Genomic DNA, 26221 nt, shown 5'->3' with positions numbered 1-26221 from the left:
AGGCCGGAAGTGGAAGCGTAGTAATGCGTGGAGCTGACCGGTACTAATAGGCCGAGGACTTGACCATATTATGCTCGCGTTCACTATGTGATCTCAGAGACAGCAACCAGTTTCACACCCGTTGTGGGTGTGGGTGGTTGTGTGTTTCATGGGGTTACGGCGGTTATAGCGGTAGGGAAACACCCGGTTACATTCCGAACCCGGAAGTTAAGCCTACCAGCGCCGATGGTACTGCACCGGGGACGGTGTGGGAGAGTAGGACGCCGCCGGACAATCTTTTGAGGGGGGTCATCCCGTTTGGGATGACCCCCCTTTTTTTGGTTTCCCGAACTTGAGTCCTCGGCGGCGGAGGTCTCACCGGAGGAGGAAAGCTCCTGTCGGGGCTCATGCGGTGGTACCGGCGCGCTAGGCTGGCAGGTGCCGGGCCACCCACCACGCGGTGGCCTTCGTCGCGTAGAACGAGAACCGAAGGCTGCGGCGGACGCGGTCTCAGTGGAGTCGCGACAGACATGACGTCTTCCCTGGAACTCCTCGGGTACAGGACGAAGCCCCAGAAGTCAGTCAGGACACAAGGGAAGACAGGAGCCCTGCGGCCGGCGAACCGGACGCGGTGAGCAAGCAACAGAGGACAGAAGTGAACAGAGAAGACGGGCGCGACGGCGCGGGCCGTGGCGGAGACAACCGCGAAGAGAACAGAGACCGGGCGGAGCGCACCGGAGGTTTCCGCGGCGACAGGGGAAGCGGAGGCTTCGGTGGCCGCTCCGCGGAGCGGCGAGAAGGCTTCCGTAACGACCGCAACGACCGCAACGACCGTGAGGACCGCGGGGGTCGCACCGAGCGGACTGACCGCGGAGAGCGCGGTGACCGCGGCGAGCGCCCGTTCCGTTCAGACAGGCAGGGTTACCGCCCCCAGGGCAGGCCGTCCGGTGGGCGGTTCGAGTCGCGTGGCCGGGATGACCGGGCCGGTGGTTCCTACGGCGACCGCGACAGGAGCAGCGGTTATCGCGGCCGCGACGACAGGAACGATCGCGACCGTCGCCCCTTCGGTGCCGGCGACAGTGCGGGCGGCCGTGGCGGGGACCGCGGTGGCTACCGCGACCGCGATGGGGGCCGTGACTTCGGGCGCGGCCGCGCAGAGCAGGGCGGAGAGGGCACCCGCCGGACCGAGGGCGTCGAGGGGCGCCAGGGCGGCCGTACCTACCAGGACCGGGACTCCTTCCGCACGGACAGGCCGAGGCGCTCGTACGGCGATCGTGACGACGCCCGAGGCGGATATGGCGCCAGGGAGCGTGACGAACGGGGTGGCCGGCCGTTCCGCTCCGATGACCGTGGCAGCAGGCCGTACGGAGAACGCCGTCCTGACCGCCGTGAGGGCGGCGGATATCAGGACCGGCCGCAGCGTCAAGGCGGCGGATATCAGGACCGGCCGCAGCGTCAAGGCGGCGGTTACCAGGACCGGCCGCAGCGTCAGGGTGGCGCTTATCAGGACCGTCCGCAGCGTCAGGGCGGCGGCTTCGGGGGACGCTACGGCTTCCGCGACCGTGACTCGTCAGAGAACCGGGACAACCGTGGAGGCCGGCCGTTCGCACCTCGCAGTGATCGCGACGAGCGCGGCGGATACGATGCCCGGCCGCCGCGCCGTTCCGACGACCGCGACCACGGCCGACAGGAAGGTCGCCAGGAGAGCCGTCCGGGAGGCCGCGAGGACAGGGGCTCGGGCGGCTACCAGCGGCCGGACAGCCCCCGGCGTCCCTACGGAGATGATCGTCCGCGACGTCCGTACGGGGAGGACCGGCCTCGGCGCTCTTTCGGCGACCGGGACCGGGGCGACGCCGGCGGCCAGGACAGGCCCAGGCGTCCGTACGAGAGCCGGCAGGAGGGTGGCGACGGTCCCCGGTATCGCGACCGCGACTCCTTCGGTAGCCGGCCGCCGCGCCGTCCGGCGGAGGACCGGAACGCGGGATCCTTCAGGGACCGCGACGACAGGCGCTCCGGCCGTGACCGTGAGGAGGGCGGACGGACGTTCCGCGGACGCGGGCCGGGCTCCGGCTCTGGCTCCTTCTCCGGCTCCGGCGATCGGGCGCGGCCTCCGTTCCGAGGTGAGCGGAGTGGTCCCCGCCCCTTCAGCAGGGACCGCGACGAGTCGCGGCCGTCCGGCGGCGACCGGGGCGAGGCCCGGCCGTTCAGCAGGGACGGCCGGGACGACCGGGGCGGCAGCCGCACTCGGTACGGCCGGCCGGACGACGCGAGGGAGAACACGCCGCGTGAGCAGCTGCCCGCGCTGGACCCGGACATCACGCCTGACGAACTCGACCGGGAGGCGCGTGCGGAGCTCGGCTCACTGCCGAACGACCTCGCTGACCTCGTGGCCAGTCACCTCGTCGCGGCCGCCCGCGCGCTGAGCGCGGAGGACCCCGAGAAGGCGTACGAGCACGCCAAGGTGGCCCGGCGGTTCGCGGGCAGGATCGGGGTGGTCCGCGAGGCGACGGGGATCGCCGCCTACCACGCGGGGCAGTACGCCGAGGCACTCGGCGACCTGCGCGCCGCCCGCCGGATGACCGGCTCCGACGAATATCTGCCGATCATGGCTGACTGCGAACGAGGTCTCGGGCGGCCGGAACGGGCGCTCGACCTGGTCCGCTCCAGTGAGGCCGAACGGCTGGACCGCGCGGGCAGGATCGAACTCGCGATCGTGGAGTCGGGAGCGCGCCGCGACCTCGGCCAGCACGACGCGGCCGTGATCACCTTGCAGCGTGTTCCCGAGTTGCGCGACCCCCAGCCGAAGCCGTGGTCGGCGCGGCTGGCCTTCGCCTACGCCGACGCCCTCGCGGAGGCCGGGCACGAGCAGGCGGCCACCGACTGGTTCGCCCGCGCGATGGGCTTCGACGAGGACGGCGAGACCGACGCGGCCGAGCGGTACGCGGAGCTGACCGGAGGACTCATCGAGGACCTGGAGGAGGACTACGACGAGTCCGACGAGTCCGACGAGTCCGACTCCGAGTCCGGCTCCGGCGAGTACGGCGGTCTCCCCGAGGACGAGGAGATCCGGGAGGCGGTCAAGGACGAGGACGACGAGGCGAGTCTTCCGGAGAACCTCGCCGACGAGGACGTTCCGGCCGACGACCTCGTCGCGGACGACTCGGAGAAGAGCGGCTCGGAGAAGGGCGACCTCGCGGAGCAGGATCTCGCGGCGGACGACACCGTGAAGAGCGAGGGCGTGAAGAGCGAGATCGTGGAGAGCGACGTCCCGGGTGACGACCGGCCAGGCGCCGATCTCTCGGGCGACGGTTCTCCCTCCGCGCTGGGGACGACCGCTGTGCGGGGGACGACCACTGCGGCGGATGGGACGGCCACGGGGGCGGCCACAACCGTCGGCGAGGCGGCCGTACCACCGGCCGGGCAGGGGCAGGGCGGTGCCGAGCCGGGCGAGCGGTCCGTGAAGGAGAACAGGGGCGAGGTTTCTGCCTTCGGCCCCGCCTTCATCGAGCCCGACTTCGGGGACGTGCTCGACGACCGGGAGGACTCCGAGGAGCACGGCAAGCGCTGATCGTCCGTACGACGGGCGTCGTCGCCGGGGTATGGCCCGGGCGGTGGCGCCCGTCGTACGCGTGGACGCTCATCGCGCGGGGCGGTCCAGCCAGTGGATGATTCCCGCCACGTTCGAGGCCGCCTCGCTCAGCAGTTCGAACCGCTCCGCGGTGGCGTCGTCGGCGCGCAGCGCGGCGTACCGCTCGCGTGTCCGGTCACGCACCATCGCCACGGCGTGATCGAACTCCATGCCGTCGGCGTGGGCGCGCCTGGTTAGATCCACCCAGACACGCAGTTCCTCCGCGGACCTCTCCAGAATCGACGGAACGTCATTTACGGGGCCGTAGTGACTGAACAGCAGGCGCTGCGGCGTGAGAGCAGAGAACAACGCGATCGACTCGAGCGCGACATCCAGGTCGAAATCCGGCGGCGGCGTGGCGGGCCGCAGGTCTCCGGTCTCGGGCAGGTAGACGCCCGCCGCGTCGCCCACGTAGAGGTCGCCGGTGAACGAGTCCAGCAGGCCCACGTGGTGTTTGGCGTGGCCGGGAGAGTAGTGGCTGGCCAGGGTGCGGCCACCGCCGAGGTCGATCGTTCCGGTGTCGCCCAGCGCCCTGATGCGTGCCGCGTCGGTGGGCGTCAGGGCGCCGAACAACACGTCGAGCTTGTCGCCCCACACCATCTTCGCGCTCGCCATCAGCCGGGACGGATCGGCGAGGTGGCGGGCCCCCTTCTCGTGTACGACGATCTCGGCCGAGGGATAGTAGGCCGCGATGTCCCCCACCCCGCCGGCGTGGTCGAGGTGGATGTGCGTCACGACGACGGTCGCGAGGTCGTCCGGCCCGACGCCGAGGGAGGACAGCGCGTCCCGCACCACGGGAGCCGAGGTCGAGGTCCCCGTCTCGACCAGGCAGGGCCGGTCGCCGAGAATCAGGTAACCCGCCGTGATGCCCGAATAACCGGCCATCCGGGTGTCGATCTCGTACACCTCGCCGCCGAGCGGAGTGACGTTGTCCACAGCTACCCCCGGAACTAGAACCGATATTCACAGAACGACGTTCAGGTCCTCGTTGGCCCAGCCTAATCTCGCACAGTGATCCCTGACAGAGAGGAGATCACATGCACCGCAACGAGGTGGTGCTGGCCGGGCGGCTGTCCATGGAGCCGGCGCACCGCGAACTGCCGAGCGGGACCCTGCTGACCCAGTGGCGGCTCGCGGTTCGCAGGCCGGGTGGCGGGCCGGGCTACCAGCGCTCCGACGCGATCGAATGCGCGACGTTCGACGACGGGGTGCGGGACTCGGTGGTCGGCTGGCGACTCGATGATCTGGTCGAGGTGGAGGGCGCCCTGCGTCGCCGCTGGTGGCGTGGCGGCAGCCGCTACGAGATCGAGGTCCGTACGGCGCGCCGCCTCCAGCCGGCGCCACCGCGGAACAGGTCCCGTACGGGCGGGTCCCGCGCGGAGGCCGGGCCTCGGGATCCCGGCGCAGGTATCGAATCGGCTGCCGCCGGTGCCGGAGCCGGGCCCGATGGTCCAGGCGCGGGAGCCGAGCGTGACAGTCGCGGTGCGGCCTGACCCGGTCGCCGGGCCTCGGGATCCGACCGCTGGGACCGGAGCGTCCGGCCCCGAACCGGCGGACGGCGACGGGGTCAGTCGGCGGAGAAGGTCCGCATGACCAGCCCCGTCCGGGGCTTGGGACCGAACGAGGTCGACTTGCGTGGCACGCGTTCGCCCTGCGTCGCGACAGTGAGCACGTCGTCGGTGGCCAGCGGATTGAGCAGCACAGCCGTGCCGCCGAGGCGACGGGCCTTCTCCACGGCGGCGAGCGGGTCGTGGTGCACGACCATCACCGACTGCTCGCTGTCGTTGATCCCCCACACCTTCGGCAGGAGGAACATCGTGAGCACCGAGGTGTCGAGCGCCCGCCACCGCGCGGACCGCTCGGCCGGCATGGCGTGCTCGACCTGCAGCGGGTCCGGGTCCGTCAGCAGATGGGCGGGGCCCTCGCCGGCGAGCACGAAGGCGGGCCCGGTCGCCCTGGCGAGCCCCGCGAGGGCGTCCTCGACGGAGGCGAACTCGTGAACCTGCCACGCGCCCTTGGCCCGTGCGGCCGCCTCCTGCAGAGGCAGCCCGGGAACGACCCGGTGGATGGCCCGCAGATCGGGCGGATACACCGTGGAGTCGACCAGGTAGGCCAGGCCGTAGTCCCAGGGACCGGGCCCGAGGTGATCCTTCCGCAGGGCCTCGTACGTCGCGTAACGGTGGTGGCCGTCGGCGATCAGCGCCTGGCGCTCGCGCAGGTCCTCGGCGACGGCCTCGATCTCGTTCGGGTCGGTCACCGCCCACAGACGGTGGTGCACGCCCTCGCGGGTCCGGACGTCCATCGACGGGAAGCGCTGGGTCGCCACGTCGTCGACCAGCCGGGAGGCGGTGCCGCCGCCCTCGTACAGCAGGAAGATCGGCTCCAGGTTGGCCTGGGTCGCCCGCATCAGCGCGAGGCGGTCGGCGACCGGCTCGGGCAGCACGTTCTCGTGCGGGAGGATGGCGGGCGACCCGACGCCCACCGCGCCGATCAGGCCCCGCTGCAGGAAGCCGACGCCGCTCTGCTCGTACACGTACAAGCCGGGCGGGGTGTCCACCGTCAGCACTCCATCGGCCAGCCAGGCGGTCAGTGCCGCACTCGCCTCGCCGTAGTGGCTGACTCCGGGAAGGATCAGCCGCACCACGTTGTTCGGATGACGACCGAGCAGTTCCCGCAGTTCCTCAGGGGAGATGAGATCGTACGGAGGCGAGGTGACGGCGGCCAAGTCGTCCACCGCGTAACGGACGCCGTGGAACGGACGCAGCACCAGTCCCGCCCGTTCAGAACTCTCCATACCGGGCATGTTGCCATAAGGCCCGGACTCCTCGACGCTGCGGTGCCCGGTTCATACGAAACGGAGTGCAGGAAGGCTTACCCGATGATCGAAGGACGAAACGAGTCCTATGCTTCTTCCAATGATCCGGGCGGTGCGCCTTCAGGCGGCGTCTACGAGTGGTTCAGGCGTGGCATGAAACTGCTCGAGGAGGGGAGCCCGGCCGCCGCGGCGGCCATCCTGGAGCACGCCGCCCAGGCCGAGCCCGGCTCGCGCAGCATCCGCGAGGCGCTCGCCAGGGCCCAGTTCAACTCCCGCCGGTACGACGAGGCCGCCGGCAGCTTCCGCTGGATCGTCGACGCCAACCCGACGGAGGACTACGCCTACTTCGGTCTCGGCATGGCGCTGTGGCGCAGCGGCGACATCGAGGCGGCGCAGGAGCCGCTCGCGATGGCGGTCGCGATGCGGCCTCTGCGGCACTACGTCTCGGCGCTCAAGCAGGTCCGGGCGACGCTGCGGGCGAGGCGGGCGTGACGATGACCACCTCTTCCCCCACGTCCGGCGTGCTCGTGGACGACTACGACACGCTCCTGCTCGATCTCGACGGCGTCGTCTATCTCGGCAGGCACGCGGTCCCCGGTGCGCCGGAGGCGTTGCGCGAGGCCCGGGACCTCGGCGTACGGCTCGCGTACGTGACGAACAACGCGTCGCGTACGCCCGGCGCGATCGCCCAGCACCTGAGTCACCTGGGCGCTCCCGCCACCGCGGAGGACGTCGTGACGTCCGCGCAGGCGGCCGCCCGGCTGGTGGCGGAGCACGTGCCGGCGGGCGCGGCCGTCCTGGTGGTCGGCGGAATGGGACTGCGGATGGCGCTGCGTGAGCATGGGCTGCGCCCGGTGACGACGGCCCTCGACGAGCCCGCCGCCGTGGTGCAGGGCTTCGCCGACAACCTGTCCTACGGGTTGCTGGCGGAGGGAGCGCTCGCCGTCGGCCGTGGCGCCTGGTTCGTCGCGGCCAACAGGGACACCACCATGCCCACGGACCGGGGCAAGCTTCCCGGCAACGGCTCGCTGAGCCGCGTGATCGCCACCGCCACGGGCGTCGAACCCGCCGTGGCGGGCAAGCCGGAGCCGCCGCTGCACCGCGAGTCCATGATCCGGACCCGGGCACAGCGGCCGCTCGTCGTGGGCGACCGCCTCGACACCGACATCGAGGGCGCGAACCGGGCCGGCGTCGACAGCCTGCTCGTGCTCACCGGCGTCGCCGGTCCTCTCGACGTGCTCACCGCCGCGCCCCACCACCGTCCGACGCACATCGCCGCCGACCTGTCGGGGCTGCACCGGCCCGCGGCCGGCGTGCGGCGCGGGACGACCGGGTGGACCTGCGGCGGCTGGACGGCCGCGTGGGAGGACGGGAGGCTCGCGCTCACCGGGGAGGGCGACTCCGTCGACGGCCTGCGGGCGGCGTGCGCCGCCACGTGGGAGGCGGTGGGCGACGGCCAGGCGGACGAGGACGCGGTGAAGGGGGCGCTGACGGCACTCGGCCGGTGACCCCGGTAGCGCCCGTCCGAGACCGCTGAGCGGGCACGACCGCGTTCCGGACGGCGCCGCCGAGTTCGGCCTGGGCGGCGCCGGTCCGAGAAGACGGAGTCCGGGAAGACGGAGTCCGAGAAGAGCGGCCCGGGAAGAGCGGCCCGCGAAGAGAGGGCCTGGGAAGGGAGCGCCGGAGGCGTCAGAGGAGCTTGCGGAGACGGAGGAGGTCGCCGAGGCTGGCGTCGATCTTGACACGGCCGCCGAGCAGCGCACGGCCCATGTCGAGCTCGCCGTTCACCATGGAGATCAGGTCCTCGCTCTTCAGCGTGAGCTTGACCTCGGCGGGCCTGCCGTCCTCCGGCGGCACCTCCTTGAACGGGTCGAGGCCGTTCCGGTGGAGGCGGCCGAAGAAGGTCACGCCGAGGTCGGAGATGCGGCAGGCGAGCCTGCGTTCGACGACGTGTTTGGCCCGGTCCTCCGCGCTTATGCCGTCGAACTGCTCGACGAGCTTGTCCAGCGCCGCCCGGCACTCCTCGACGGTCGCCATGCGCCTGCCTTTCTCCTCGCGGACCGTGTTCTCCCGCGGGCCGCGTGCGGGCCACGGGTCGCTGATGCGATTCCTCCTACCACCGACAGTAGGCCCTTCACCGGCCACCCGCGCGGAATCGAGGCCGAGTCGCCGGTCGGCGGCACCGCGAAGTCTCCGAGGGACGGGCGGATGGGACGCGATCGTCGGCCGGGTCCGATAGCGTCGGGACGACCGGCAGCCGCAGGCGGCGGTGACGGGCAGCCGATCGGAGCAGGAAGGGACCATGACGGACAGCGATATCGCGCCGGGGGAGCCACCCGCCTCGGGCACCGACGGCGTGCGGGCCGCGTTGTCGCCGCTCGGGGAGCTGGCGCAGACGCCGGTGTCCGGGCACGTGGGCGTCTTCGAACGGGTTCTCACCGGTCTTGAGACGGTGCTCGCGTCCGTCGAGGACTCCGGCGGAGGGGAATCCGGCAGAGCGGACTCCCGCGTGGGGGGCCTGGGCGGGCAGCCGGCCGAGGCCGGGACGCCGCGGGAGAGCCACCGGTGAGGGCGATCCAGGTGCCGGCGTCCGGCGGTGGCCGGAAGCCCGCCGTGTGTTCGAGCGCCATGCGTCTGCCCGCCATGCGTCTGCCCGCCGCACGGCGGGGCGCCGTGCCGGGGCGGGCCGGGTGAAGCGCGTCCGGCTGGACAGCGAGCTCGTGCGCCGCGGGCTCGCCCGGTCCCGGGAGCAGGCGGCGCAGCTCATCGACGCGGGCCGGGTGAGTGTGAGCGGACGTGTCGCGGGCAAGGCGGCCACCCAGGTGGACACCGCCGCGCCCATCGTCGTGGCGGAGACGCCGGAGGGCCCGGACTACGTGTCCAGAGGGGCGCACAAGCTGCTCGGCGCGCTGCGCGCCTTCGCGGGCCTGAGCGCCGAGGGGCGCCGCTGCCTCGACGCCGGCGCCTCGACCGGTGGGTTCACCGACGTGCTGCTCAGGCATGGCGCCGCGCACGTCCTCGCGGTCGACGTGGGGTACGGCCAGCTCGCCTGGTCGTTGCGCACCGACCCGAGGGTGACGGTGATGGAGCGGGTGAACGTCCGTGATCTGACCCCGGAGATGGTCGGCGAGCCCCCGACGCTGGTCGTCGGAGACCTGTCCTTCATCTCCCTGCGCCTGGTCCTGCCCGCGCTGGCGGCCTGCGCGGCCGCGGTGGCGGACTTCGCGATGCTGGTCAAACCCCAGTTCGAGGTGGGCAAGGACCGCGTGGGCGCGGGCGGCGTCGTACGCGACCCGGCTCTGCGGGCCGAGGCGGTGCGGGACGTCGCGGTCGCCGCCCGGTCGCTGGGCCTCACCGTCAAGGGAGTGACGGCGAGCCCGCTGCCCGGGCCGTCGGGCAACGTGGAATACCTGCTGTGGCTGGGGAAGGGACCGGGACACGACCCGGTTCCCGACCTCGACGCGGCCATCGGCACGGCGGTCGCGGAGGGCCCCCAATGAGCGCGGGCGGCGAGAGCGGGCGCGGGCCGGAGAGCGGGCGCGGGCGGCGAGGCGTGGAGACGACGAGCACGGTGAGCGGCACGGTCAGCGGTACGGGGGGCACGGGAGGCGCGGGAGACGTGGTGGACGACCGGGCGGACGCCAAGAGGACCGTCCTGGTCACGGCGCACACGGGCCGGGAGGCGGCGGTGCGCAGCGCCCGGCTGGTCATGGAACGGCTGATCGCGGCGGGTGTCAACGTCCGGGTGCTGGACGACGAGGCCGAGGAGCTCGGCTGCGCCCTGGCCGAGGTGGTCCCCGAGAACGGGGCCGCCTCGCAGGAGGCCGAGCTGATCATCGTCCTGGGTGGTGACGGCACCCTGCTGCGGGCCGCGGAACTGGCGCGCCCGGCCGGGGTGCCGCTGCTGGGGGTGAACCTCGGCCATGTGGGCTTCCTCGCGGAGGCCGAGATGGAGGACCTCGCGTCCGTGGTGGACCGGGTGGCGGAGGGGCGCTACGAGGTCGAGGAGCGCATGACGATCGAGGTCGTCGTGCGCCTGAACGGCTCGGTGCTCGCGCGGACCTGGGCGCTCAACGAGGCGTCGGTGGAGAAGAAGGACCGCATGCTGGAGGTCGTGGCGGAGATCGACGGCCGGCCGCTGTCCCGATGGGGCTGCGACGGCGTGATCTGCGCGACGCCCACGGGGTCGACGGCGTACGCGTTCTCGGCGGGCGGGCCGGTCGTCTGGCCCGAGGTGGAGGCGCTGCTGCTGGTGCCCAACAGCGCCCACGCGCTGTTCGCCCGGCCGATGGTGGTGTCTCCGAGATCCACGCTGGCGGTGGAGATCCTGCCCGACACCAGCGCCGGGGTGCTGTGGTGCGACGGCCGCCGCCGCTTCGACGTGCCGCCCGGCGCCCGGGTGGAGGTCCGCAGGGCCGACGTGCCCGTACGGCTCGCCCGGCTGCTCGGCGTGGAGACCACCGGCGCGCCCTTCACCGACCGCCTGGTCGCGAAGTTCGACCTGCCCGTCCAGGGCTGGCGCGGCCGGGTCCGCTCCGGCTGACCAAGACCGGCTGAACCAAGACCGGCCGACCAAGACGGGCCGACCGCAGGCTGGCTGTGCCAAGACCGGCTGACCGCGGAACGGGTGACCATGGAACGGCCGGCCGCGGAACGGCTGACCACAGATCGGCGACGGAGTCGCGGCGGTTGATGGTGATTTGCCCGTTGACCAGCGGTTCCTTGTCCACAGATTCTCGTTCGGTTCGCGGTCCCGACTCGCCGTCCTCGAAAATCTTGACGAGTTACGCGTAGGATCTCTGGCGGGTTCGGTCGGCATTACGGGAGGGACCAGTGCGGCCACGGGTCGAGGAGGTCCGCATCCAGGGGCTCGGCGTGATCGACGAGGCCGTTCTGGAGCTGTCACCCGGATTCACCGTCGTCACGGGTGAGACGGGCGCGGGCAAGACGATGGTCGTGACCGGTCTCGGCCTGCTGTTCGGAGGGCGGGCCGACCCGGCCAGGGTGCGCCCGGGCGCCGACAAGGCGCTCATCGAGGGCACCCTCGTGATCGAGGCCGAGGGGCGGGTGGCCCAGCAGGTCGGCGACGTCGGCGGCGAGGTCGAGGACGGGCAGCTCATCATCTCCCGGTCGGTCTCCGCCGAGGGCCGCTCCCGCGCCTGGCTCGGCGGCCGTGCCGTACCGGTCGGGACCCTCACCTACATCGCCGACGACCTCGTGGCCGTGCACGGGCAGATGGACCAGCAGCGCCTGCTGCAACCGGGCAGGCAGCGCGCGGCGCTCGACCGTTACGCCGGAGACGAGCTGGTCAAGCCGCTGCGCGCCTACGAGCAGGCGTACAAGCGGCACAAGCAGGTGGGCGACCTGCTCCGCGAGCTGACCGAGAAGGCCAGGGAGCGGGCGCAGGAGGCCGACGTCCTGCGGTTCGGCCTGGAGGAGATCGAGAAGGCCGAGCCGAGGCAGGGGGAGGACGTCGAGCTCAAGGAGGAGGCCGAGCGGCTCTCCCACGCCGACGCGTTGCGCACCGCCGCGACGACCGCCCACGCCGCGCTGCTCGGCGACCCCATGACGACCGCGCAGGACGTGCAGGACGCCGTGTCGCTGCTCGGCCACGCGAGGACGGCCGTGGAGTCCGTGCGTGACTTCGACCCCGCGCTCGCCGGGCTGGGCGAACGGCTGGCCGAGGCCGGTTATCTGGTCTCCGACGTGGCGACCGAGCTGGCGGCGTACGCCGAGTCGGTCGAGGCCGACCCGGCACGGCTCGCCGCGGTGCAGGAGCGCAGAGCCACGCTGAACGGCCTCATGCGCAAGTACGGCGAGGACGTCTCCGCCGTGCTCGCCTGGGCGCAGCGGGCCGCTGAGCGGCTGGCGGAGCTCGACGGCGACGACGACCGCATCGAGGAGCTGACCCGGGAGCACGGGGAGCTCGGCGGGCGGCTCGCAGAGCTGGCCGGGGAGCTGACCGCCATCCGGACCGCCGCGGCCGAGCGTTTCGGCGAGGCGGTCACCAAGGAGCTGACGGCTCTCGCCATGCCGCACGCGCGGGTGAGCGTCGCCATCACCGCCGCCGGCGAGTTCGGGCCGCACGGCGTCGACGAGGTCGAGCTCCGCCTGGCCTCCCATCCCGGCGCGCCACCGCTGCCGCTGACCAAGGGGGCCTCGGGCGGCGAGCTGAGCCGGGTGATGCTGGCGATCGAGGTGGTGTTCGCGGGAGCCGACCCCGTCCCGACGTTCGTCTTCGACGAGGTCGACGCGGGCGTGGGCGGCAAGGCGGCCGTGGAGATCGGAAGGCGGCTGGCCAAGCTGGCCCGCACCGCCCAGGTGATCGTGGTCACCCACCTCCCGCAGGTCGCGGCGTTCGCCGACCAGCACCTCGTGGTCGAGAAGGCGAGCGACGGCCGGGTGGTCCGCAGCGGCGTGGTGGCGCTCGACCGGGAGGGCCGCGAGCGGGAGCTGTCGCGGATGCTGGCCGGTCTGGAGGACTCCGAGCTCGGGCGGGCGCACGCGGCGGAACTGCTGTCCATCGCCGCCGCCGACAAGGGCGCCTGGGAGAAGGAGGCGTCGAAGGCGGGCCGGGGCTCCGGCCGGCGGGCCGCCACCGGCTGACCTGGCATCCCGTATGCGCTGACCTGGCCGTTCCCGTACACTCGGCGGGGCGCGCCGGGGGGTGGCGTTTGGGTCAGGGCGCGCCGGGAAGCAGTCAAGCCCCGGGGCACGAGGGGGCGGAGGAACGGGGGACGGACGTCGTCACGAGACAGGTGCGCGGGCCAGGACGCCCCCGGTTCGGCACCTCGGCAACATCCCTGACTTGCGGTGACAATTCAGACGAGCCTTGGGGTGTGGAAGCGTGGCGGTCTCCGCCTCTGGCAGGATGGTCATGATGAAGGTCCCGAGCTTGAGCGTTCCGGGCCTCCGCCGCAGGAAGGTCGAGGGCCTTCCCGGGGTGTCGGCAGTGGCGAGAATCGACAGACGGACGAAGAGGCTGACCAAGCGCCTCCAGCCCGGTGAAATCGCGATTATCGATCACGTCGACATCGACCGGGTCAGCGGGGAGGCTCTCGTCGCGTGCGGCGTGGCCGCCGTGGTGAACGCGGCCGCCAGTATCAGCGGCCGCTATCCCAACCTCGGGCCGCAGATCCTGATCGACGCGGGCGTCCCCCTGATCGACAGCGCGTCGCCGGAGCTGTTCGAGCGGATCGCCGACGGCGACGTGATCCGCGTCCACGACGGCATGGTCTACCTCGGCGACGAACTGGTCGGCAAGGGGGAGCCGCAGACCGCCGAGAGCATTGAAGCGGCGATGACCGAGGCCCGGGCGGGCCTCGCCGTCCAGATCGAGGCGTTCGCCGCGAACACGATGGAGTACGTCCGGCGCGAGCGCGACCTGCTCATCGACGGGGTCGGCGTCCCGGACATCCGCACCTCCCTGGAGAACCGTCACGCCCTCATCGTGGTGCGCGGTTACCACTACAAGGAGGACATCGCGACGCTCCGGCCGTACATCCGGGAGTACCGGCCCGTGCTCATCGGCGTGGACGGCGGCGCGGACGCCCTGCTGGAGGCGGGCTACATCCCCGACATCATCGTCGGCGACTTCGACTCGGTCTCGGAGAAGGCGCTGCGCTGCGGTGCCGAGCTGGTCGTCCACGCCTACCGGGACGGGCGGGCGCCGGGGCTGGAGCGGGTGCACCGGCTGGGCCAGGAGGCGGTCGTGTTCCCCGCGACCGGGACAAGCGAGGACATCGCGATGCTCCTGGCCGACGACAAGGGCGCCACGCTGATCGTCGCGGTCGGCACGCACTGGACGCTCGACGAGTTCCTCGACAAGGGCAGGTCGGGCGCGGCGAGCACCTTCCTGACCCGGCTGCGGGTGGGCAGCAAGCTCGTGGACGCCAAGGGCGTGAGCCGGCTCTACCGCAGCCGGATCTCGACCCCCTCCCTGCTGCTTCTCGTGGCCACCACACTGGTCACGATCGGTGTGGTGATCTCGGTTTCGCCGATCGGCCAGGTGTGGCTGAACGGCCTGCGCGTGGCCTGGAACGGCTTCATCTTCTGGTTGGTCGGACTCTTCTCGTGATCGATTTCCGCTATCACCTCGTCTCCATCGTGGCGATCTTCCTCGCGCTCACGGTCGGGATCGTGCTGGGCAGCACCGTGCTGGAGCCCATGTTCTTCAAGTCGGCCGAGGAGATGACCGCGTCCCTGCGGAAGGCCAACGAGAGCAACCTGGCCCAGATCTCGCAGCTGCAGAGCCGCGAGGAGGGCTCGGACTCGCTGATCACCGCGCACCTGACCGACCTCGTACGCGGCCAGCTTCTCGGGGAGCACGTCCTGCTCGTCGAGGCGCCGGGCGCGCCGGCCGCGATGCGCGACGCGGTCGAGAAGCTCGTGACCGGCGCGGGCGGCGTCTACAGCGGCAGGATCAGCCTCACCGAGAAGTTCATCGAGGCGGACCAGGCGAGCCTCGTCGACGGGCTGGCGGCCACCCTCGCCCCGCCCGGCACGACGTTCCCCGACGGCGCCTCGCCGTACGACAAGGCCGCCGCGATACTCGCGAGCGCGGTCGTGACCAACGACCGCGGGCAGGCGGGCCGGACCAACGCGGCGGCCGCCGGAGTCCTGGAGGCGTTCCAGTCCGGCGACTTCCTCACGGTGAGCGGCAAACCCGAGGAGCGGGCGACGATGGCCATCGTGCTCGCGCCGGCCCAGCCGTACGACGGGGAGGACGCCGAGCGGGAGACGAACGCCGTCGTCTCGGTCGCGGCCGGTCTCGACAGCGGCGCTCTCGGCACCGTCCTCGCGGGCACCGCCAACGCCTCCGCCGCGGGCGGGGTCATCGAGGCCCTGCACGACACGGGAGGCGTGGCCTCCGCCGTCTCGACCGTCGACACTCTCGATTTCGCCGCGGGCCGGGTCGTGGTGGTCTACGCTCTGCGGGAGCAACTGACCGGCCGCTCGGGCGCGTACGGGATCGGCAGCGGGGCCACGGCGTTCGAACCTTCGGTGACGCCGCCCAGCCAGAGCCCGACCCCCACCCCGGCGGGCAGCCGGGGCTGAACCGCCGCCCACACGCCGTCCGTACGCCGGGCGGGCGAGGACGGAAGCCCGGCCGGCCGGCACGACTTGAGTACGAAGCACAAGCGGCACGACCAGCACGACCCAGTACGCAGAGAAGGGGAACAGCCGTGGCCATACGTCCCCAGGCCGGCACCCGCGCCGCGGCGGCGGCGGGCGCCGCCGTCGGTGCGGTGCTCGGCGCCGTCGCGGCCCGCGCGGCCTTCGCCGCCTTCCGGCGCAGGCCGCCCATCGGCGACGAGAAGACCGCCGACGAGTACTGGACGCGGGTCAACCACCGGGGAGAGCCGGTCACGCTGCTGGAGGGCCCGGCGTTCGCGGCCGGCGCCGTCGCCGCGGCCGCTCTCGCCCCCGGCCTGTCCATGCGGGCCCGCGCGGCGGCGGTGCTGGCCGGGGCGGGCAGCGGGGTCCTCGGCGCCTACGACGACCTGTTCGGCACGAACTCGTCCAAGGGCTTCAAGGGACACCTGACCGCCCTCGCGCGGGGCGAGGTGACCAGCGGCGCCGTCAAGATCCTCGGGATCGGCGCCACCGGCCTCGCGGCGGCGGCGCTCGCCCCGTCCCACGGAGGCGTCCCGGCACGCTCCAGGCGGGGAGCGCTGGGATGGTCCGCCGACACGCTCGCCGACGGGGCGCTGATCGCGGGCAGCGCCAACCTGGCGAACCTGTTCGACCTGCGGCCCGGCCGCGCCGTCAAGGTGGGTCTGCTCGCCGGGGTCCCGCTGCTGGCCGCGTCGATCGCCGCGCCGTACGGCCCGCGCTCCCGGCAGGCCGCCGCGCTGACCGCGGTGCCGCTCGGCGCGGCGGTGGCGCTGCTGCCGGAGGACCTGGGCGAGCGGGCGATGCTCGGTGACGCCGGGGCGAACGCGCTCGGCGCGCTGCTCGGGCTCGCCGCCACGGCCCGGCTGAACCGGCCCGCGCGCCTGGCCGCCCTCGCCGCCGTCGCCGGGCTCACCGCCGCGTCCGAGAAGATCAGCTTCACCAAGGTCATCGCGGGCAACCCGGTGCTCAACCGCCTGGACATGCTCGGCCGCCGCGCTCCGCAGCCCGCTCCCGGCACGCCGAGGCCGCTCGGGTGACCTGGAGCTCCACCCATCGGCCAGGCCGTCAGGCGCGACGTACGGCGACCGAGCCGTGAGCAGACGGCTCGGAGCGGGGATCGCGGGGGCCGCGATCCTCATCGGGGTCATCACGGTCCTGGCGCGGGTGACGGGGTTCGCCAAGCAACTGGCCTTCGCGCGCACGGTCGGCACGAACTGCCTGGCCAGCGCGTACTACACGGCCAACAACGTGCCCAACATCATCTTCGAGGTCGTCGTGGGCGGCGCGCTCGCGGGCATGGTGGTGCCCGTGCTCGCCGGAGCGGCGGCCCGAGCCGCCGGCGACGGCACCGTGGCCAGCCCTGTGGGCAGCCCGGCAGGCGGCCCGGCCACCACGGCCGGAGCCACGGCGATCGGCAACGTCACGGTGACCGGCAGGACGGGCGGCGGAGCGACTGTCACGACGACCGGTAAGGCGACCGGCAGGACGACCGGCACGGGCCGGGACCGGGCCCGCGACGAGGCCGGGTGGATCGCCTCGGCGCTGATGTCCTGGGTGCTGGTGCTGCTCGTGCCCCTGGGCGTGCTGACGGCGCTGGTCGCCGGGCCGGTGGCGGGGCTGCTCGCCCGGGTGCAGGGGTGCGACGCCGGTCAGGTCGCCGCCGTTGCCGCGCGCATGCTCGTCGTCTTCGCCCCGCAGATCCCGCTGTACGGCATGGCCGTCGTCCTGTACGGGGTGTTGCAGGCGCATCGCCGCTTCTCGGGCCCGGCGCTGGCGCCGCTGGTGTCGAGCGTGGTGGTGATCATCGCCTATCTGGCCTTCGGGCCGCTCAGCGGCGGCCACCGGGAGCCCGCCACCGTGCCCCGCCCGGCCGAGATCGCGCTGTCGGCGGGAACGACGCTCGGCGTGCTCGCCCTCGTCCTCACCGTGGTGTGGCCCACCTGGCGGCTCGGCCTGCGATGGCGGCCCACCCTCCGCTTCCCCGAGGGCGTCGCCGCGCAGGTGCGGCGGCTGGCCCTCGCCGGGTTGAGCGCGCTGGTCGCCCAGCAGGTCGCCGCGCTGATCGTGATCCCGCTGGCCAACCGGATCGGCGGGGGCGCCCTGCCGGCGTACAACTACGCCTGGGCCGTCTACCAGGTGCCGTACGCCGTGCTCGCGGTGCCCATCGCGACCAGCGCGTTCCCCGCGCTCGCCGCCCGGGCCCACGGCGGGGGCGAGGGCTTCGCGGCGCTGTCCGCGCGCACGACCCGGGCGGTCGTGCTGGTCTGCGGACTCGCGGCCGGCGCGCTTGCCGCGGTCGCCGAGCCGGTCGCGCACGTGTTCCTCGCCCGCGCCGACGCCGCCGTCGGCGCGGCGGAGTTCGCCCGGGGCATCGCGCTGTTCGCGCCCGGCCTGATCGGGTACGGGCTGACGGCCCATCTCAGCAGGGTCCTGTACGCCATGGGACAGGGCAGGGCGGCCGCCCGGGGGGCGGTCGCCGGATGGCTGCTCGTGGCCGTGGCCCAGGTGGCGCTGGTCTTCCTGCTGCCGCGGGGCTGGGGGCTGGGGGCGCTGGCGCTCGGCCAGGCGGCGGGCATCACGGTGGGCGCCGCGCTGCTGCTCGCCTCGGTCGTGCGGGCCCGCGGCCCGGAGGCCGTACGCGGAGTCGCCCGGGCCGGTCTCGCCGCCCTGCTGGGCGGGGGCGCGGGCTTCCTCGCCGGAGCGGCGGCCGCCCGGCTTCCCCTGGGCGACGGCGGGCCGTGGGGCGGCCTGCTGACGGCGGTTCCGGCGGGCCTCGCGGCGGTGGCCGCGGGGGTCGCCGTCGCCGCGCTCGTGGACCGCGCCGACGTGACCGCCGCCCTGTCGGCGGTGCGCCGGCGCGGGACGGACCGCAAGCAAGACGCTCACCCGGGCGCCCATCAGGGGGAGGACACGACGTGAGCCGCATCGTTCTCGTGCTGGGATCGAGCGCCGGCGGTGTGGCCCGGCACGTGCGGATGCTCGCCGGGGGCCTGGTCGCACGGGGCCACCGGGTGCTGGTGGCGGGGCCGCTCGACACCGAGAAGGCCTTCGGCTTCACCGGAGCCGGAGCGGACTTCGCCGAGGTCCGGATCTCCGACCGGCCGCACCCCGCCCGCGACCCGCGGACCGTCGTCCGCCTGCGCGGGCTGACGCGCGGCGCGGACGTCGTGCACGCCCACGGTCTGCGGGCCGGCGCGCTGTCCGCGCTCGCCCTGACCGGCTCGCGGGGCTGGCCCCGCCTGGTGGTCACCCTGCACAATGCCGTCACGGCGGGAGGTGCGATCGGAGGGGTGTACCGGGTCCTCGAACGGATCGTCGCCCGCCGGGCTCACCGCGTCCTGGTGGTGTCACCCGACATCGGCGAGCGCATGCGAGCCGGGGGAGCCGCGCGGGTGGACCCGGCGGTGGTGCCCGCGCCGCCGCTCGCCGAGCCCGGCCGGACCCCCGGGGAGGTACGGGCCGAGATCGCCGCCCGCCTCCCGGCCGACGTGGCCGACCCGGCGCTGCGGCCGATCCTGCTCACCGTCGCCCGGCTGGCCCAGCAGAAGGGCCTGGAGACGCTGCTCGACGCGGCGGCGGGGCCGTACAAGGGCGACCCGGTCTTCGTCATCGCGGGCGACGGGCCGCTGCGCGAGGAACTCCAGGCGCGGGTGGACGCCGAGGAACTGCCCGTCGTCCTCTACGGCTGGGCCGAGCCGGCCGACCTGCTTCAGGTCGCGACGGCGGTGATCGTGCCCAGCCGGTGGGAGGGCCAGCCGCTCAGCGTGCAGGAGGCGCTGCGGGCGGGACGGCCGGTCATCGCCACCCGCGTCGGCGGGGTGCCGGAGATGGTGGGCGACGCCGCTCTCCTGGTGCCCCCGCAGGACGCGGGCGCGCTGAGCCGGGAGATCGGCCGCCTGCTCGGCGATCCCGCGCTGGCCGCCCGCCTCGCGCAGGCGTCCGTACGGCGGGGCCGGGAACTGCCCGACGAGGACGCGGCGCTCCGGTCGGTCCTCACGGCCTACGGGCTGCCGCCGGCGGAGTAGCCGGCCCGTCCGGCCGGCCTCCGCGGCCTGCGGTGGCGCCGGGGTGAGACCTGTCTGGCCCGGCAGCCAGGGGAGACCGGCCCGGACGTGAGGAGGGCGTCTCCCCGGCGGCCACGGCGATGCGGACAAGGATTAGGCGCGGCCAAGGCTGATTCATATACTGGACCGGTTGGGGGGGAGTATCCCTTCGCGGCGGTTCCGTCATCACGGTGTATGCACCCGGGGCCGTCGGTCCGCTGAGCGCGTGCGGGCGGGAGAGACCTCCGGCAGTGTGTTCAGCGCGCGTGCCGGAGGTTGATGTGGTACATGCTCCTTGGTGGTTGTGGGCCCTGGTCATCGTGGGTCTGCTCGTCGTGATCGCCGTCGACCTGTGGATCGTCGACCGTGGTGAACCCCGCGAGTTCTCGATGCGCCAGGCCGGGATCTGGGTGGGCTTCTACGTATCCCTGGCGGTGCTGTTCGGCATCGGCCTGACGGTGTGGGCCGGCGCCGGCACCGGAGGTGAGTTCTTCGCGGGCTACCTGACGGAATACAGCCTCAGCGTGGACAACCTGTTCATCTTCTACGTGATCATGACCCGGTTCGGGGTGCCCCGGATCTACCAGCACAAGGTGCTGCTGGTCGGCATCGTCCTCGCGCTCGTGATGCGCGGGATCTTCATCGCCGTCGGCGCCGCCGCCCTCGACCGGTTCGGCTGGCTGCTCTACGCGTTCGGGGCCTTCCTCATCTACACCGCGTACACGCTGCTCAGGGATCACAACAAGAACGACGAGGAGTTCAACGAGAACATCCTGCTGCGCTGGGCGCGCCGGGTGTTCCCCACGACCTCCGACTACGTCGGCTCCCGGGTGACGGTGCGGGTGGACGGCAGGCGCATGGTGACGCCCATGCTGATCGTGATGATCGCCATCGGCACCACGGACCTGTTGTTCGCCCTCGACTCGATTCCGGCGATCTTCGGCCTCACGAAGGCGGCCTTCATCGTCTTCTCCGCGAACGCGTTCGCCCTGATGGGACTGCGTCAGCTCTACTTCCTGCTCGGCGGGCTGCTCCAGCGACTGGTCTACATCAGCTATGGTTTGGCGTTCATCCTCGGTTTCATCGGGGTTAAGCTGATTCTCGAAGCGCTCCATGAGAACGAGGTCTCCTGGGCTCCGCAGATCCCCATCTGGGTGTCTCTGGCGGTCATCTGCGTGACGATGGCCGTGACCACTCTCGCCAGTCTGGTCAAGGCCCGTCGCGATGAGAAAGCGGTACCTCCGGCGGCAGGCTCCCCGGCGGAGGCCTCCCAGGCGGAGGCCCCCCAGGGCTAGCGAAACGGGTACATAACCCTGTTTGCTTGTTCTCGTTGTGCCGCATATTGACCGCCGGATCGGTAATATCGATCGTTAGCTCGCACGCCGGTTCATAGTCGCCTGGAAGAGTACAAAGGTCACCTGTGTCCAACGAATCGTTGCCCCGCGGCCCTGTATCCGGGACCGCGGACAGTCCCCGCGGCCGGGTCCGGCTCGCCCGCGGGGTGTCCCCGTGGCTGGCTCCGACCGCCGCGGCGGCGGCCGTCACCGCCGTTCTCACCCGCAGGTCGCCCCGCTGGGCGCTGGCGGCGGCGCCGCTGGCCGCGCTCACCGGCGGAATGCTGTGGTTCTTCCGCGACCCCGAGCGCGCGCCGGGCGAGGGGCGGCTCATCTCGCCCGCCGACGGCGTCGTGCAGAGCATCGATCCCTGGCCCGACGGCCGTACCCGGGTCGCGATCTTCATGAGCCCGCTGAACGTCCACGTCAACCGGGCGCCCGCGGCCGGCACGATCACCTCGGTCGAGCACGTGCCCGGCGGGTTCGTGCCCGCGTTCAACAAGGACAGCGACAAGAACGAGCGCGTCGTCTGGCACTTCGACACCGCTCTGGGCGACATCGAGATGGTGCAGATCGCCGGCGCAGTCGCCCGCCGCATCGTGCCGTACCTGTTCGCGGGCGCGAAGGTCGTCCAGGGCGAGCGGGTGGGGCTGATCCGTTTCGGCTCCCGGGTGGACCTCTACCTGCCCGAGGGCATCGCGCCGGCGGTCACCGTCGGCACCCGAACCGTCGCGGGGGTGACTCGCATTGACAACGTCTGATCTCGGGTCCGGATTCGGCGCCGGAGCCGCGTGGCCGGTGGAGGAGGTGGACGACGAGCCGCGCGGGCCCGTCGGCAAGGCCTTCCGCCTGTCCGCCGCCGACTCCCTGTCGCTGGGCAACGCGCTCAGCGGCTTCCTTGCCGTCTGCGTGCTCGCCTGGTCGGCGATCAGCAGTCTGCAGGCCAACGTGAAGTTCGCCCCCGACCCCCGCTTCTTCGGCACGGCCGTCGTGCTGCTGCTCGTCGGCGCGACCTGCGACCTGTTCGACGGCCTGGTGGCCCGGAAGTTCCGCGCGTCCGCCATGGGCGCCGAACTGGACAACCTCGCCGACGTGATCAGCTTCGGCTTCGCGCCCGCCTTCATGGTCATGATCTGGGCTGGTTTCTCCGGGAAGCTCCCGCTGTGGCTGGTGCTGGTCGCGGCCGGGTCGATCCTGCTCGCCGGCGTCGTACGGCTGGCCCGCTTCGCCTGCGTGAAGACCAAGAGCGGCGACTTCATGGGCCTGCCCATCCCCATGGGCGCCATGACCGTGGTGTCGATCGTGCTGCTCTTCCAGCCCAACTACCTCACGATCGCGGGCATCATGGCGGTGGCCTGGCTCATGGTCAGCCGCATCGAGTATCCCAAGCCGAAGGGCAACCTGGCCGCCGTCGTGCTGGCCTGGATGCTGATCAACGTGGCCTGCCTGACGATCTGGGCCGCCCAGCTCGCCGGGGGCGACCAGCTCATCAGGGTCGGCGCGACCATGCAGATCGCGATCGTGTCCGCCATCCCGCTTCGCGTCCTCATGTTCAAACACAAGCGGCGCAGGGAACGACGCTCGGTGAACGCGGGCTGACGTCGTCGCACGAACAGGGGCCCCGGTCGGCTGGGGCCCTTTCATCCGGGCCCGGCCAATCACGTGGATACAACGCCTATTCCATTGGAGCCCGGTCGCCATGCCTCGTGAGCACACCCGCACGTACTTCCTCGGCAAGCTGGCCAGGGAGCTGGAACTACGCGGGCTGGAGGCGTCCCTGCGCCCCGATCCGCCGTCGTTGAAGGTCCGGGACCCCGACGCGGCGCTGTTCTCCGAGACCGTGGACTGCGTCGCCATGCCGGACGGCTGGTTCTACCGCTGGTCGTGGGGCGACGTGGTGGAGAGCGCGGAGGAGCCCGCCCTCGCGGCCGACCGCATCGTGAAGGTGTTCACCACCGGCGAGCCGAGGCCGCACCCGGCCCTGGGCGACGCCTGAGAACCGCCGATCAGAACGGGATCCACTCCGTCGCGGTGGTGACCTCGTCGAGGACGTCCGGGATGGGCTCCACGCCCAGACCCGCGCCGGCCGGCACGTCGAGGTGCCCGCCGCTCAGCTCGAACGGCGGGGTGATGTCGGTGCCGAAGTAGCGGCGGGACGCGGAGGTGTCCCCGGGCAGGGTGAACCCCGGCAGCGCCGCCAGCGCCACGTTGGCCGCCCGGCCGATCCCGGTCTCCAGCATCCCCCCGCACCAGACCGCGACGCCGTGGGCGCGGCACAGGTCGTGGATGCGCCGCGCCTCCAGGTAGCCGCCCACCCGGCCCGGCTTGACGTTGACCACCGAGCACGCGCCGAGGGTGATCGCCGCCGCCGCGTGGGCCGCCGACTCGATGGACTCGTCCAGGCAGATCGGCGTACGGAGGGTGCGGGCCAGCCGGGCGTGCTGCACGAGGTCGTCGTCGGCGAGCGGCTGCTCGATCAGCAGCAGGTCGAAGGCGTCCAGCCGGGCCAGGTGCCGGGCGTCCGCGAGTGTGTAGGCCGCGTTGGCGTCGACCTGGAGCAGCAGGTCCTCTCCGAACCGCTCCCTGACCGCGCGGACCGGCGTCACGTCCCAGCCCGGCCCGATCTTCAGCTTGACCCGTACGTATCCCTCCTCGACGTACGCCGCCACGGTGTCGAGGAGTTCGGCGACCGACCCGGTGATCCCGACCGAGACTCCGCAGGGGACCCGGTCACGGGTGGCGCCGAGGTAGTGGCCGAAGGACTCGCCGGTGATCCGAAGCGAGGCGTCGAGCACGGCCGCCTCCAGCGCCGCCTTGGCCATGCGGTGCCCCCGGATCGGCGCGAGGGCCGGGCCGACGGCCTGCGGGTCCGCCGTGCGGGGCAGCGCCGGGATCAGGAAGCGCCGCATCACGTCGGCCGCGCCGTCCACGTACTCGGAGGAGTACAGCGGCTCGGACATCGCCACGCACTCGCCCCAGCCCTCGGCGTCCGGGGTCACGACCCGGACCAGCAGGACGTCGCGGGTGGTCTCGGTGCCGAACGAGGTGCGGAACGGCGCGACGAGCGGCATCGCGATCCGGCGCAGCTCGATTCCGGTGATCTGCATGTGGGCCCGGCTCCAGGGGATGGACGGTGTGCGCCGACCACTATACGGACGCGCCGGAGAGGGCTCAGACGACCAGGCCGAGCAGGAGCACGCAGCAGAACGCCACCACGGAGATGATCGTCTCCATGATCGACCAGGTGCGTATCGTCTGGCCGACGGACATGCCCAGGTACTCCTTGACCAGCCAGAAACCGGCGTCGTTGACGTGGGAGAAGAACAGCGACCCCGCGCCGATGGCGAGCACGAGCAGCGCGACGTGCGCGGGGGAGAGCCCGGCGGCGAGCGGGGCGGCGATCCCGGCCGCGGATATGGTCGCGACCGTGGCCGATCCGGTGGCCAGCCGGATGCCGACGGCGATCAGCCAGCCGAGCACCAGCACGGGCACGTTCGCGCCCTGCGCCGCCTCGCCGATGACCTTGCCCACCCCGGAGTCGACCAGGGTCTGCTTGAACCCGCCGCCGGCGCCGACGATGAGCAGGATCCCGGCGATCGGCGGGAGCGAGTCGGCGATCGTCGAGGAGACGCCGCCTCGGCCGAGGCCCGCCGGGCGGCCGAGCGTGAACATCGCCACGATCACCGCGATCAGCAGGGCGATCAGCGGGGTGCCGAGGACCTCCAGCGCGGTGCGCACGGCGTCGCCCTCCGGCATGACGATCTCCGCGACGGCCCGGCCGAGCATCAGCACGACCGGCAGCAGGATCGTGGCCACCGTGACGCCGAAGGACGGCCTGCCGCGCTCCCCGTCCCCGGGCCCAGGGGTCTGCTCGCGTTCGAGGCGCTCGGGCGGCGCGGGCTCCACCCATCGGGCGGCGAACCGGGCGAACAGCGGACCGGCCACGATCACGGTCGGGATCGCGACCAGCAGCCCCAGCCCGAGCGTGAGCCCGAGGTCGGCCTTGAGCGTGTCGATCGCGACCAGCGGCCCGGGATGCGGAGGCACCAGGCCGTGCAGCACGGACAGCCCGGCCAGCGCGGGAACCGCGATCAGCAGCAGCGGGCGCGAGCTTCGCCGGGCCACCAGCAGGATCACCGGGATCAGCAGGACCAGCCCGATCTCGAAGAACATGGGCAGCCCGATGAGCACCGCGATCAGCGTCATCGCCCAGGGCAGGGCGCGGTCGCCGGTGCGGCGGAGGATCCCGTCGACGATCTCGTCGGCTCCGCCCGAGTCGGCCAGCAGCTTGCCCAGCATGGCTCCGAGCGCGATCAGCACGCCGACCCCGGCCACGGTGGAGCCGAGACCCGCGGAGAAGCTGTCGATCAGCTTCTGCGGCGCCATGCCCGCCACCAGCCCCAGCGTCCCGGAACCGATCGCGAGGGCGAGGAACGGATGCGCGCGGAGCTTCGTGATCAGCAGCACGATGACCGCGATGCCGGCCAGGGCGGCGAGGATCAGGCGGGTGTCGTGGCCGGTCCACGCGGCCGCGCCCGGCAGGGTCGCCTCAAGAGGGGTGGACGCGAGGCTGGTTATCGGGGAAGTCATCGGGGGCTCCTCAGACGGTCCGTGCGGTCACCGCTGCCCCGCAGGAGCCCCCCGAATCATCACCAGCCGCGGGCCCGCCACTCGGGCAGGTGCGGCCGCTCGGCGCCGAGCGTGGTGTCGCGGCCGTGACCGGGGTAGACCCACGTCTCGTCCGGCAGGCGGTCGAAGACCCGTTCCACCACGTCGGTGAACAGCTGCTCGAACCGCGCCGGGTCCTTCTGGGTGTTGCCGACGCCGCCCGGGAAGAGGGAGTCGCCGGTGAACAGGTGGCGGTCCTGGTAGAGCAGCGCGATCGAGCCGGGCGTGTGGCCGCGCAGGTGGATGACGTCCAGCGTCACCACCCCGACGGTCACCCGGTCGCCGTGCCCGACCTCCAGGGTCGTCTCCACCGGCAGTTCGGGGGCGTCGAGCGGGTGGGCGACGGTCTGCGCGCCGGTGGCACGGGCGACCTCCTCCAGCGCACCCCAGTGGTCGGGGTGCCGGTGGGTGGTCACGATGGAGCTGATCGGCATGTCGCCGATCAGGCCGAGCAGCCGGTCCGGTTCGGCCGCCGCGTCGATCAGCAGCCCGTCGCCCGTGTCCGTGCAGCGCAGCAGGTACGCGTTGTTGCCGAAGTCGCCGACCTCGATCTTGGAGATGGTCAGTCCGGGGACCTCCCGCACGTCGGCGGCCCCGCCCTTGGTGACGTTTCCCGTGTAGCTCATCGTCGCTCCCT

At 72.6% G+C, this 26221-nt stretch carries 23 protein-coding genes and 1 rRNA gene; 18 read left to right on the top strand and 6 right to left on the bottom strand.

The genetic code is table 11. From position 1 onward, the window contains the following. Positions 1–155: 155 nt before the first annotated feature. Together rrf and HHX40_RS13480 are read left to right on the top strand one after the other, a co-directional pair. Positions 156–272, top strand: a 5S ribosomal RNA gene (gene rrf, locus HHX40_RS13485). Between the two features lie 2093 nt (positions 273–2365). Then, positions 2366–3547, top strand: a complete 1182-nt coding sequence (locus tag HHX40_RS13480; RefSeq protein ID WP_310738082.1) for a hypothetical protein — start codon at positions 2366–2368, stop codon at positions 3545–3547. A gap of 69 nt (positions 3548–3616) precedes the next feature. On the opposite strand, the gene HHX40_RS13475 is transcribed toward HHX40_RS13480, so the two are convergent. Beyond that, positions 3617–4543, bottom strand: coding sequence for an MBL fold metallo-hydrolase (locus HHX40_RS13475; RefSeq protein WP_310738081.1), 927 nt, complete (start codon positions 4541–4543; stop codon positions 3617–3619). Positions 4544–4644: 101 nt separating this feature from the next. On the opposite strand from HHX40_RS13475, the gene HHX40_RS35675 reads away from it, so the two are divergent. Further along, on the top strand, positions 4645–5100 hold the full coding sequence (locus HHX40_RS35675; RefSeq protein ID WP_220499029.1) for a single-stranded DNA-binding protein: 456 nt from the start codon (positions 4645–4647) through the stop codon (positions 5098–5100). 74 nt (positions 5101–5174) lie between these two features. Here HHX40_RS35675 and HHX40_RS13465 read toward each other — a convergent pair whose 3' ends face one another. Next, on the bottom strand, positions 5175–6401 hold the full coding sequence (locus HHX40_RS13465; protein ID WP_259403495.1) for a DUF1015 domain-containing protein: 1227 nt from the start codon (positions 6399–6401) through the stop codon (positions 5175–5177). Positions 6402–6575: 174 nt separating this feature from the next. Here HHX40_RS13465 and HHX40_RS13460 point away from each other — a divergent pair, with 174 nt between their 5' ends. Next, positions 6576–6914: a tetratricopeptide repeat protein gene (locus tag HHX40_RS13460; protein WP_225311584.1), complete on the top strand. Its 339-nt coding sequence runs from the start codon at positions 6576–6578 to the stop codon at positions 6912–6914. Between the two features lie 2 nt (positions 6915–6916). Then, positions 6917–7930 (top strand): HAD-IIA family hydrolase, encoded by a 1014-nt coding sequence (locus HHX40_RS13455; protein WP_182880808.1) that lies wholly within the window; start codon positions 6917–6919, stop codon positions 7928–7930. A 181-nt stretch (positions 7931–8111) separates the two neighbouring features. Here HHX40_RS13455 and HHX40_RS13450 read toward each other — a convergent pair whose 3' ends face one another. Beyond that, entirely contained in the window at positions 8112–8459 is a 348-nt protein-coding gene (locus HHX40_RS13450) for an SCP2 sterol-binding domain-containing protein (protein ID WP_182874457.1), read from the bottom strand. Between the two features lie 265 nt (positions 8460–8724). Here HHX40_RS13450 and HHX40_RS13445 point away from each other — a divergent pair, with 265 nt between their 5' ends. The 13 genes from HHX40_RS13445 to HHX40_RS13385 all read left to right on the top strand — a co-directional run bounded on the left by HHX40_RS13445 (position 8725) and on the right by HHX40_RS13385 (position 22912). Continuing rightward, positions 8725–8991 (top strand): hypothetical protein, encoded by a 267-nt coding sequence (locus HHX40_RS13445; protein WP_182880807.1) that lies wholly within the window; start codon positions 8725–8727, stop codon positions 8989–8991. Positions 8992–9112: 121 nt separating this feature from the next. Next, positions 9113–9922: a TlyA family RNA methyltransferase gene (locus HHX40_RS13440; protein ID WP_117410447.1), complete on the top strand. Its 810-nt coding sequence runs from the start codon at positions 9113–9115 to the stop codon at positions 9920–9922. After that, the gene (locus HHX40_RS13435; RefSeq protein ID WP_182880806.1) at positions 9919–10965 is read left to right on the top strand and encodes an NAD kinase; all 1047 of its coding nucleotides are present in this window, start codon (positions 9919–9921) and stop codon (positions 10963–10965) included. Before HHX40_RS13440 ends, HHX40_RS13435 begins: the two co-directional genes overlap by 4 nt. Positions 10966–11255: 290 nt before the next feature. Further along, positions 11256–13028 (top strand): DNA repair protein RecN, encoded by a 1773-nt coding sequence (recN, locus tag HHX40_RS13430; protein ID WP_182880805.1) that lies wholly within the window; start codon positions 11256–11258, stop codon positions 13026–13028. Positions 13029–13302: 274 nt separating this feature from the next. Further along, the gene (steA, locus tag HHX40_RS13425; protein ID WP_259403582.1) at positions 13303–14499 is read left to right on the top strand and encodes a putative cytokinetic ring protein SteA; all 1197 of its coding nucleotides are present in this window, start codon (positions 13303–13305) and stop codon (positions 14497–14499) included. Then, positions 14496–15479, top strand: coding sequence for a copper transporter (locus tag HHX40_RS13420; protein WP_165900947.1), 984 nt, complete (start codon positions 14496–14498; stop codon positions 15477–15479). Before steA ends, HHX40_RS13420 begins: the two co-directional genes overlap by 4 nt. A gap of 128 nt (positions 15480–15607) precedes the next feature. Further along, on the top strand, positions 15608–16576 hold the full coding sequence (locus HHX40_RS13415; RefSeq protein WP_310738080.1) for a hypothetical protein: 969 nt from the start codon (positions 15608–15610) through the stop codon (positions 16574–16576). Between the two features lie 55 nt (positions 16577–16631). Then, positions 16632–18458, top strand: a complete 1827-nt coding sequence (gene murJ / locus HHX40_RS13410) for a murein biosynthesis integral membrane protein MurJ (RefSeq protein WP_182880803.1) — start codon at positions 16632–16634, stop codon at positions 18456–18458. Then, positions 18455–19564: a glycosyltransferase family 4 protein gene (locus HHX40_RS13405; protein WP_310738079.1), complete on the top strand. Its 1110-nt coding sequence runs from the start codon at positions 18455–18457 to the stop codon at positions 19562–19564. Before murJ ends, HHX40_RS13405 begins: the two co-directional genes overlap by 4 nt. A gap of 299 nt (positions 19565–19863) precedes the next feature. Next, positions 19864–20877, top strand: a complete 1014-nt coding sequence (locus HHX40_RS13400) for a TerC family protein (RefSeq protein ID WP_182874462.1) — start codon at positions 19864–19866, stop codon at positions 20875–20877. A gap of 125 nt (positions 20878–21002) precedes the next feature. Then, on the top strand, positions 21003–21677 hold the full coding sequence (locus HHX40_RS13395) for a phosphatidylserine decarboxylase (protein ID WP_396776064.1): 675 nt from the start codon (positions 21003–21005) through the stop codon (positions 21675–21677). After that, a complete protein-coding gene (pssA, locus tag HHX40_RS13390) occupies positions 21664–22515 on the top strand; it encodes a CDP-diacylglycerol--serine O-phosphatidyltransferase (protein WP_111699345.1) in 852 nt (283 codons plus the stop codon). The genes HHX40_RS13395 and pssA overlap by 14 nt, the downstream gene beginning before the upstream one ends. Positions 22516–22615: 100 nt before the next feature. Next, positions 22616–22912: a hypothetical protein gene (locus tag HHX40_RS13385; RefSeq protein ID WP_150934603.1), complete on the top strand. Its 297-nt coding sequence runs from the start codon at positions 22616–22618 to the stop codon at positions 22910–22912. Positions 22913–22922: 10 nt separating this feature from the next. Here the strand turns inward: HHX40_RS13385 and menC are convergent, their stop codons facing one another. The 3 genes from menC to HHX40_RS13370 form a co-directional block, all read right to left on the bottom strand. After that, complete coding sequence (gene menC / locus HHX40_RS13380; RefSeq protein ID WP_182880802.1) at positions 22923–24023, bottom strand: o-succinylbenzoate synthase; 1101 nt, start codon at positions 24021–24023, stop codon at positions 22923–22925. Between the two features lie 64 nt (positions 24024–24087). Continuing rightward, positions 24088–25506: a gluconate:H+ symporter gene (locus HHX40_RS13375; RefSeq protein ID WP_182880801.1), complete on the bottom strand. Its 1419-nt coding sequence runs from the start codon at positions 25504–25506 to the stop codon at positions 24088–24090. Between the two features lie 59 nt (positions 25507–25565). Further along, positions 25566–26210, bottom strand: coding sequence for an MBL fold metallo-hydrolase (locus tag HHX40_RS13370; RefSeq protein WP_111699341.1), 645 nt, complete (start codon positions 26208–26210; stop codon positions 25566–25568). Between the last annotated feature and the right edge of the window lie 11 nt (positions 26211–26221).

It is taken from the genome of Microbispora sp. H10949 (assembly GCF_014161435.1).
GTDB classification, from domain to species: domain Bacteria; phylum Actinomycetota; class Actinomycetes; order Streptosporangiales; family Streptosporangiaceae; genus Microbispora; species Microbispora triticiradicis.
Note: the sequence above shows the minus strand (reverse complement) of the source record. Positions and strands in the feature narration are given on the sequence as shown.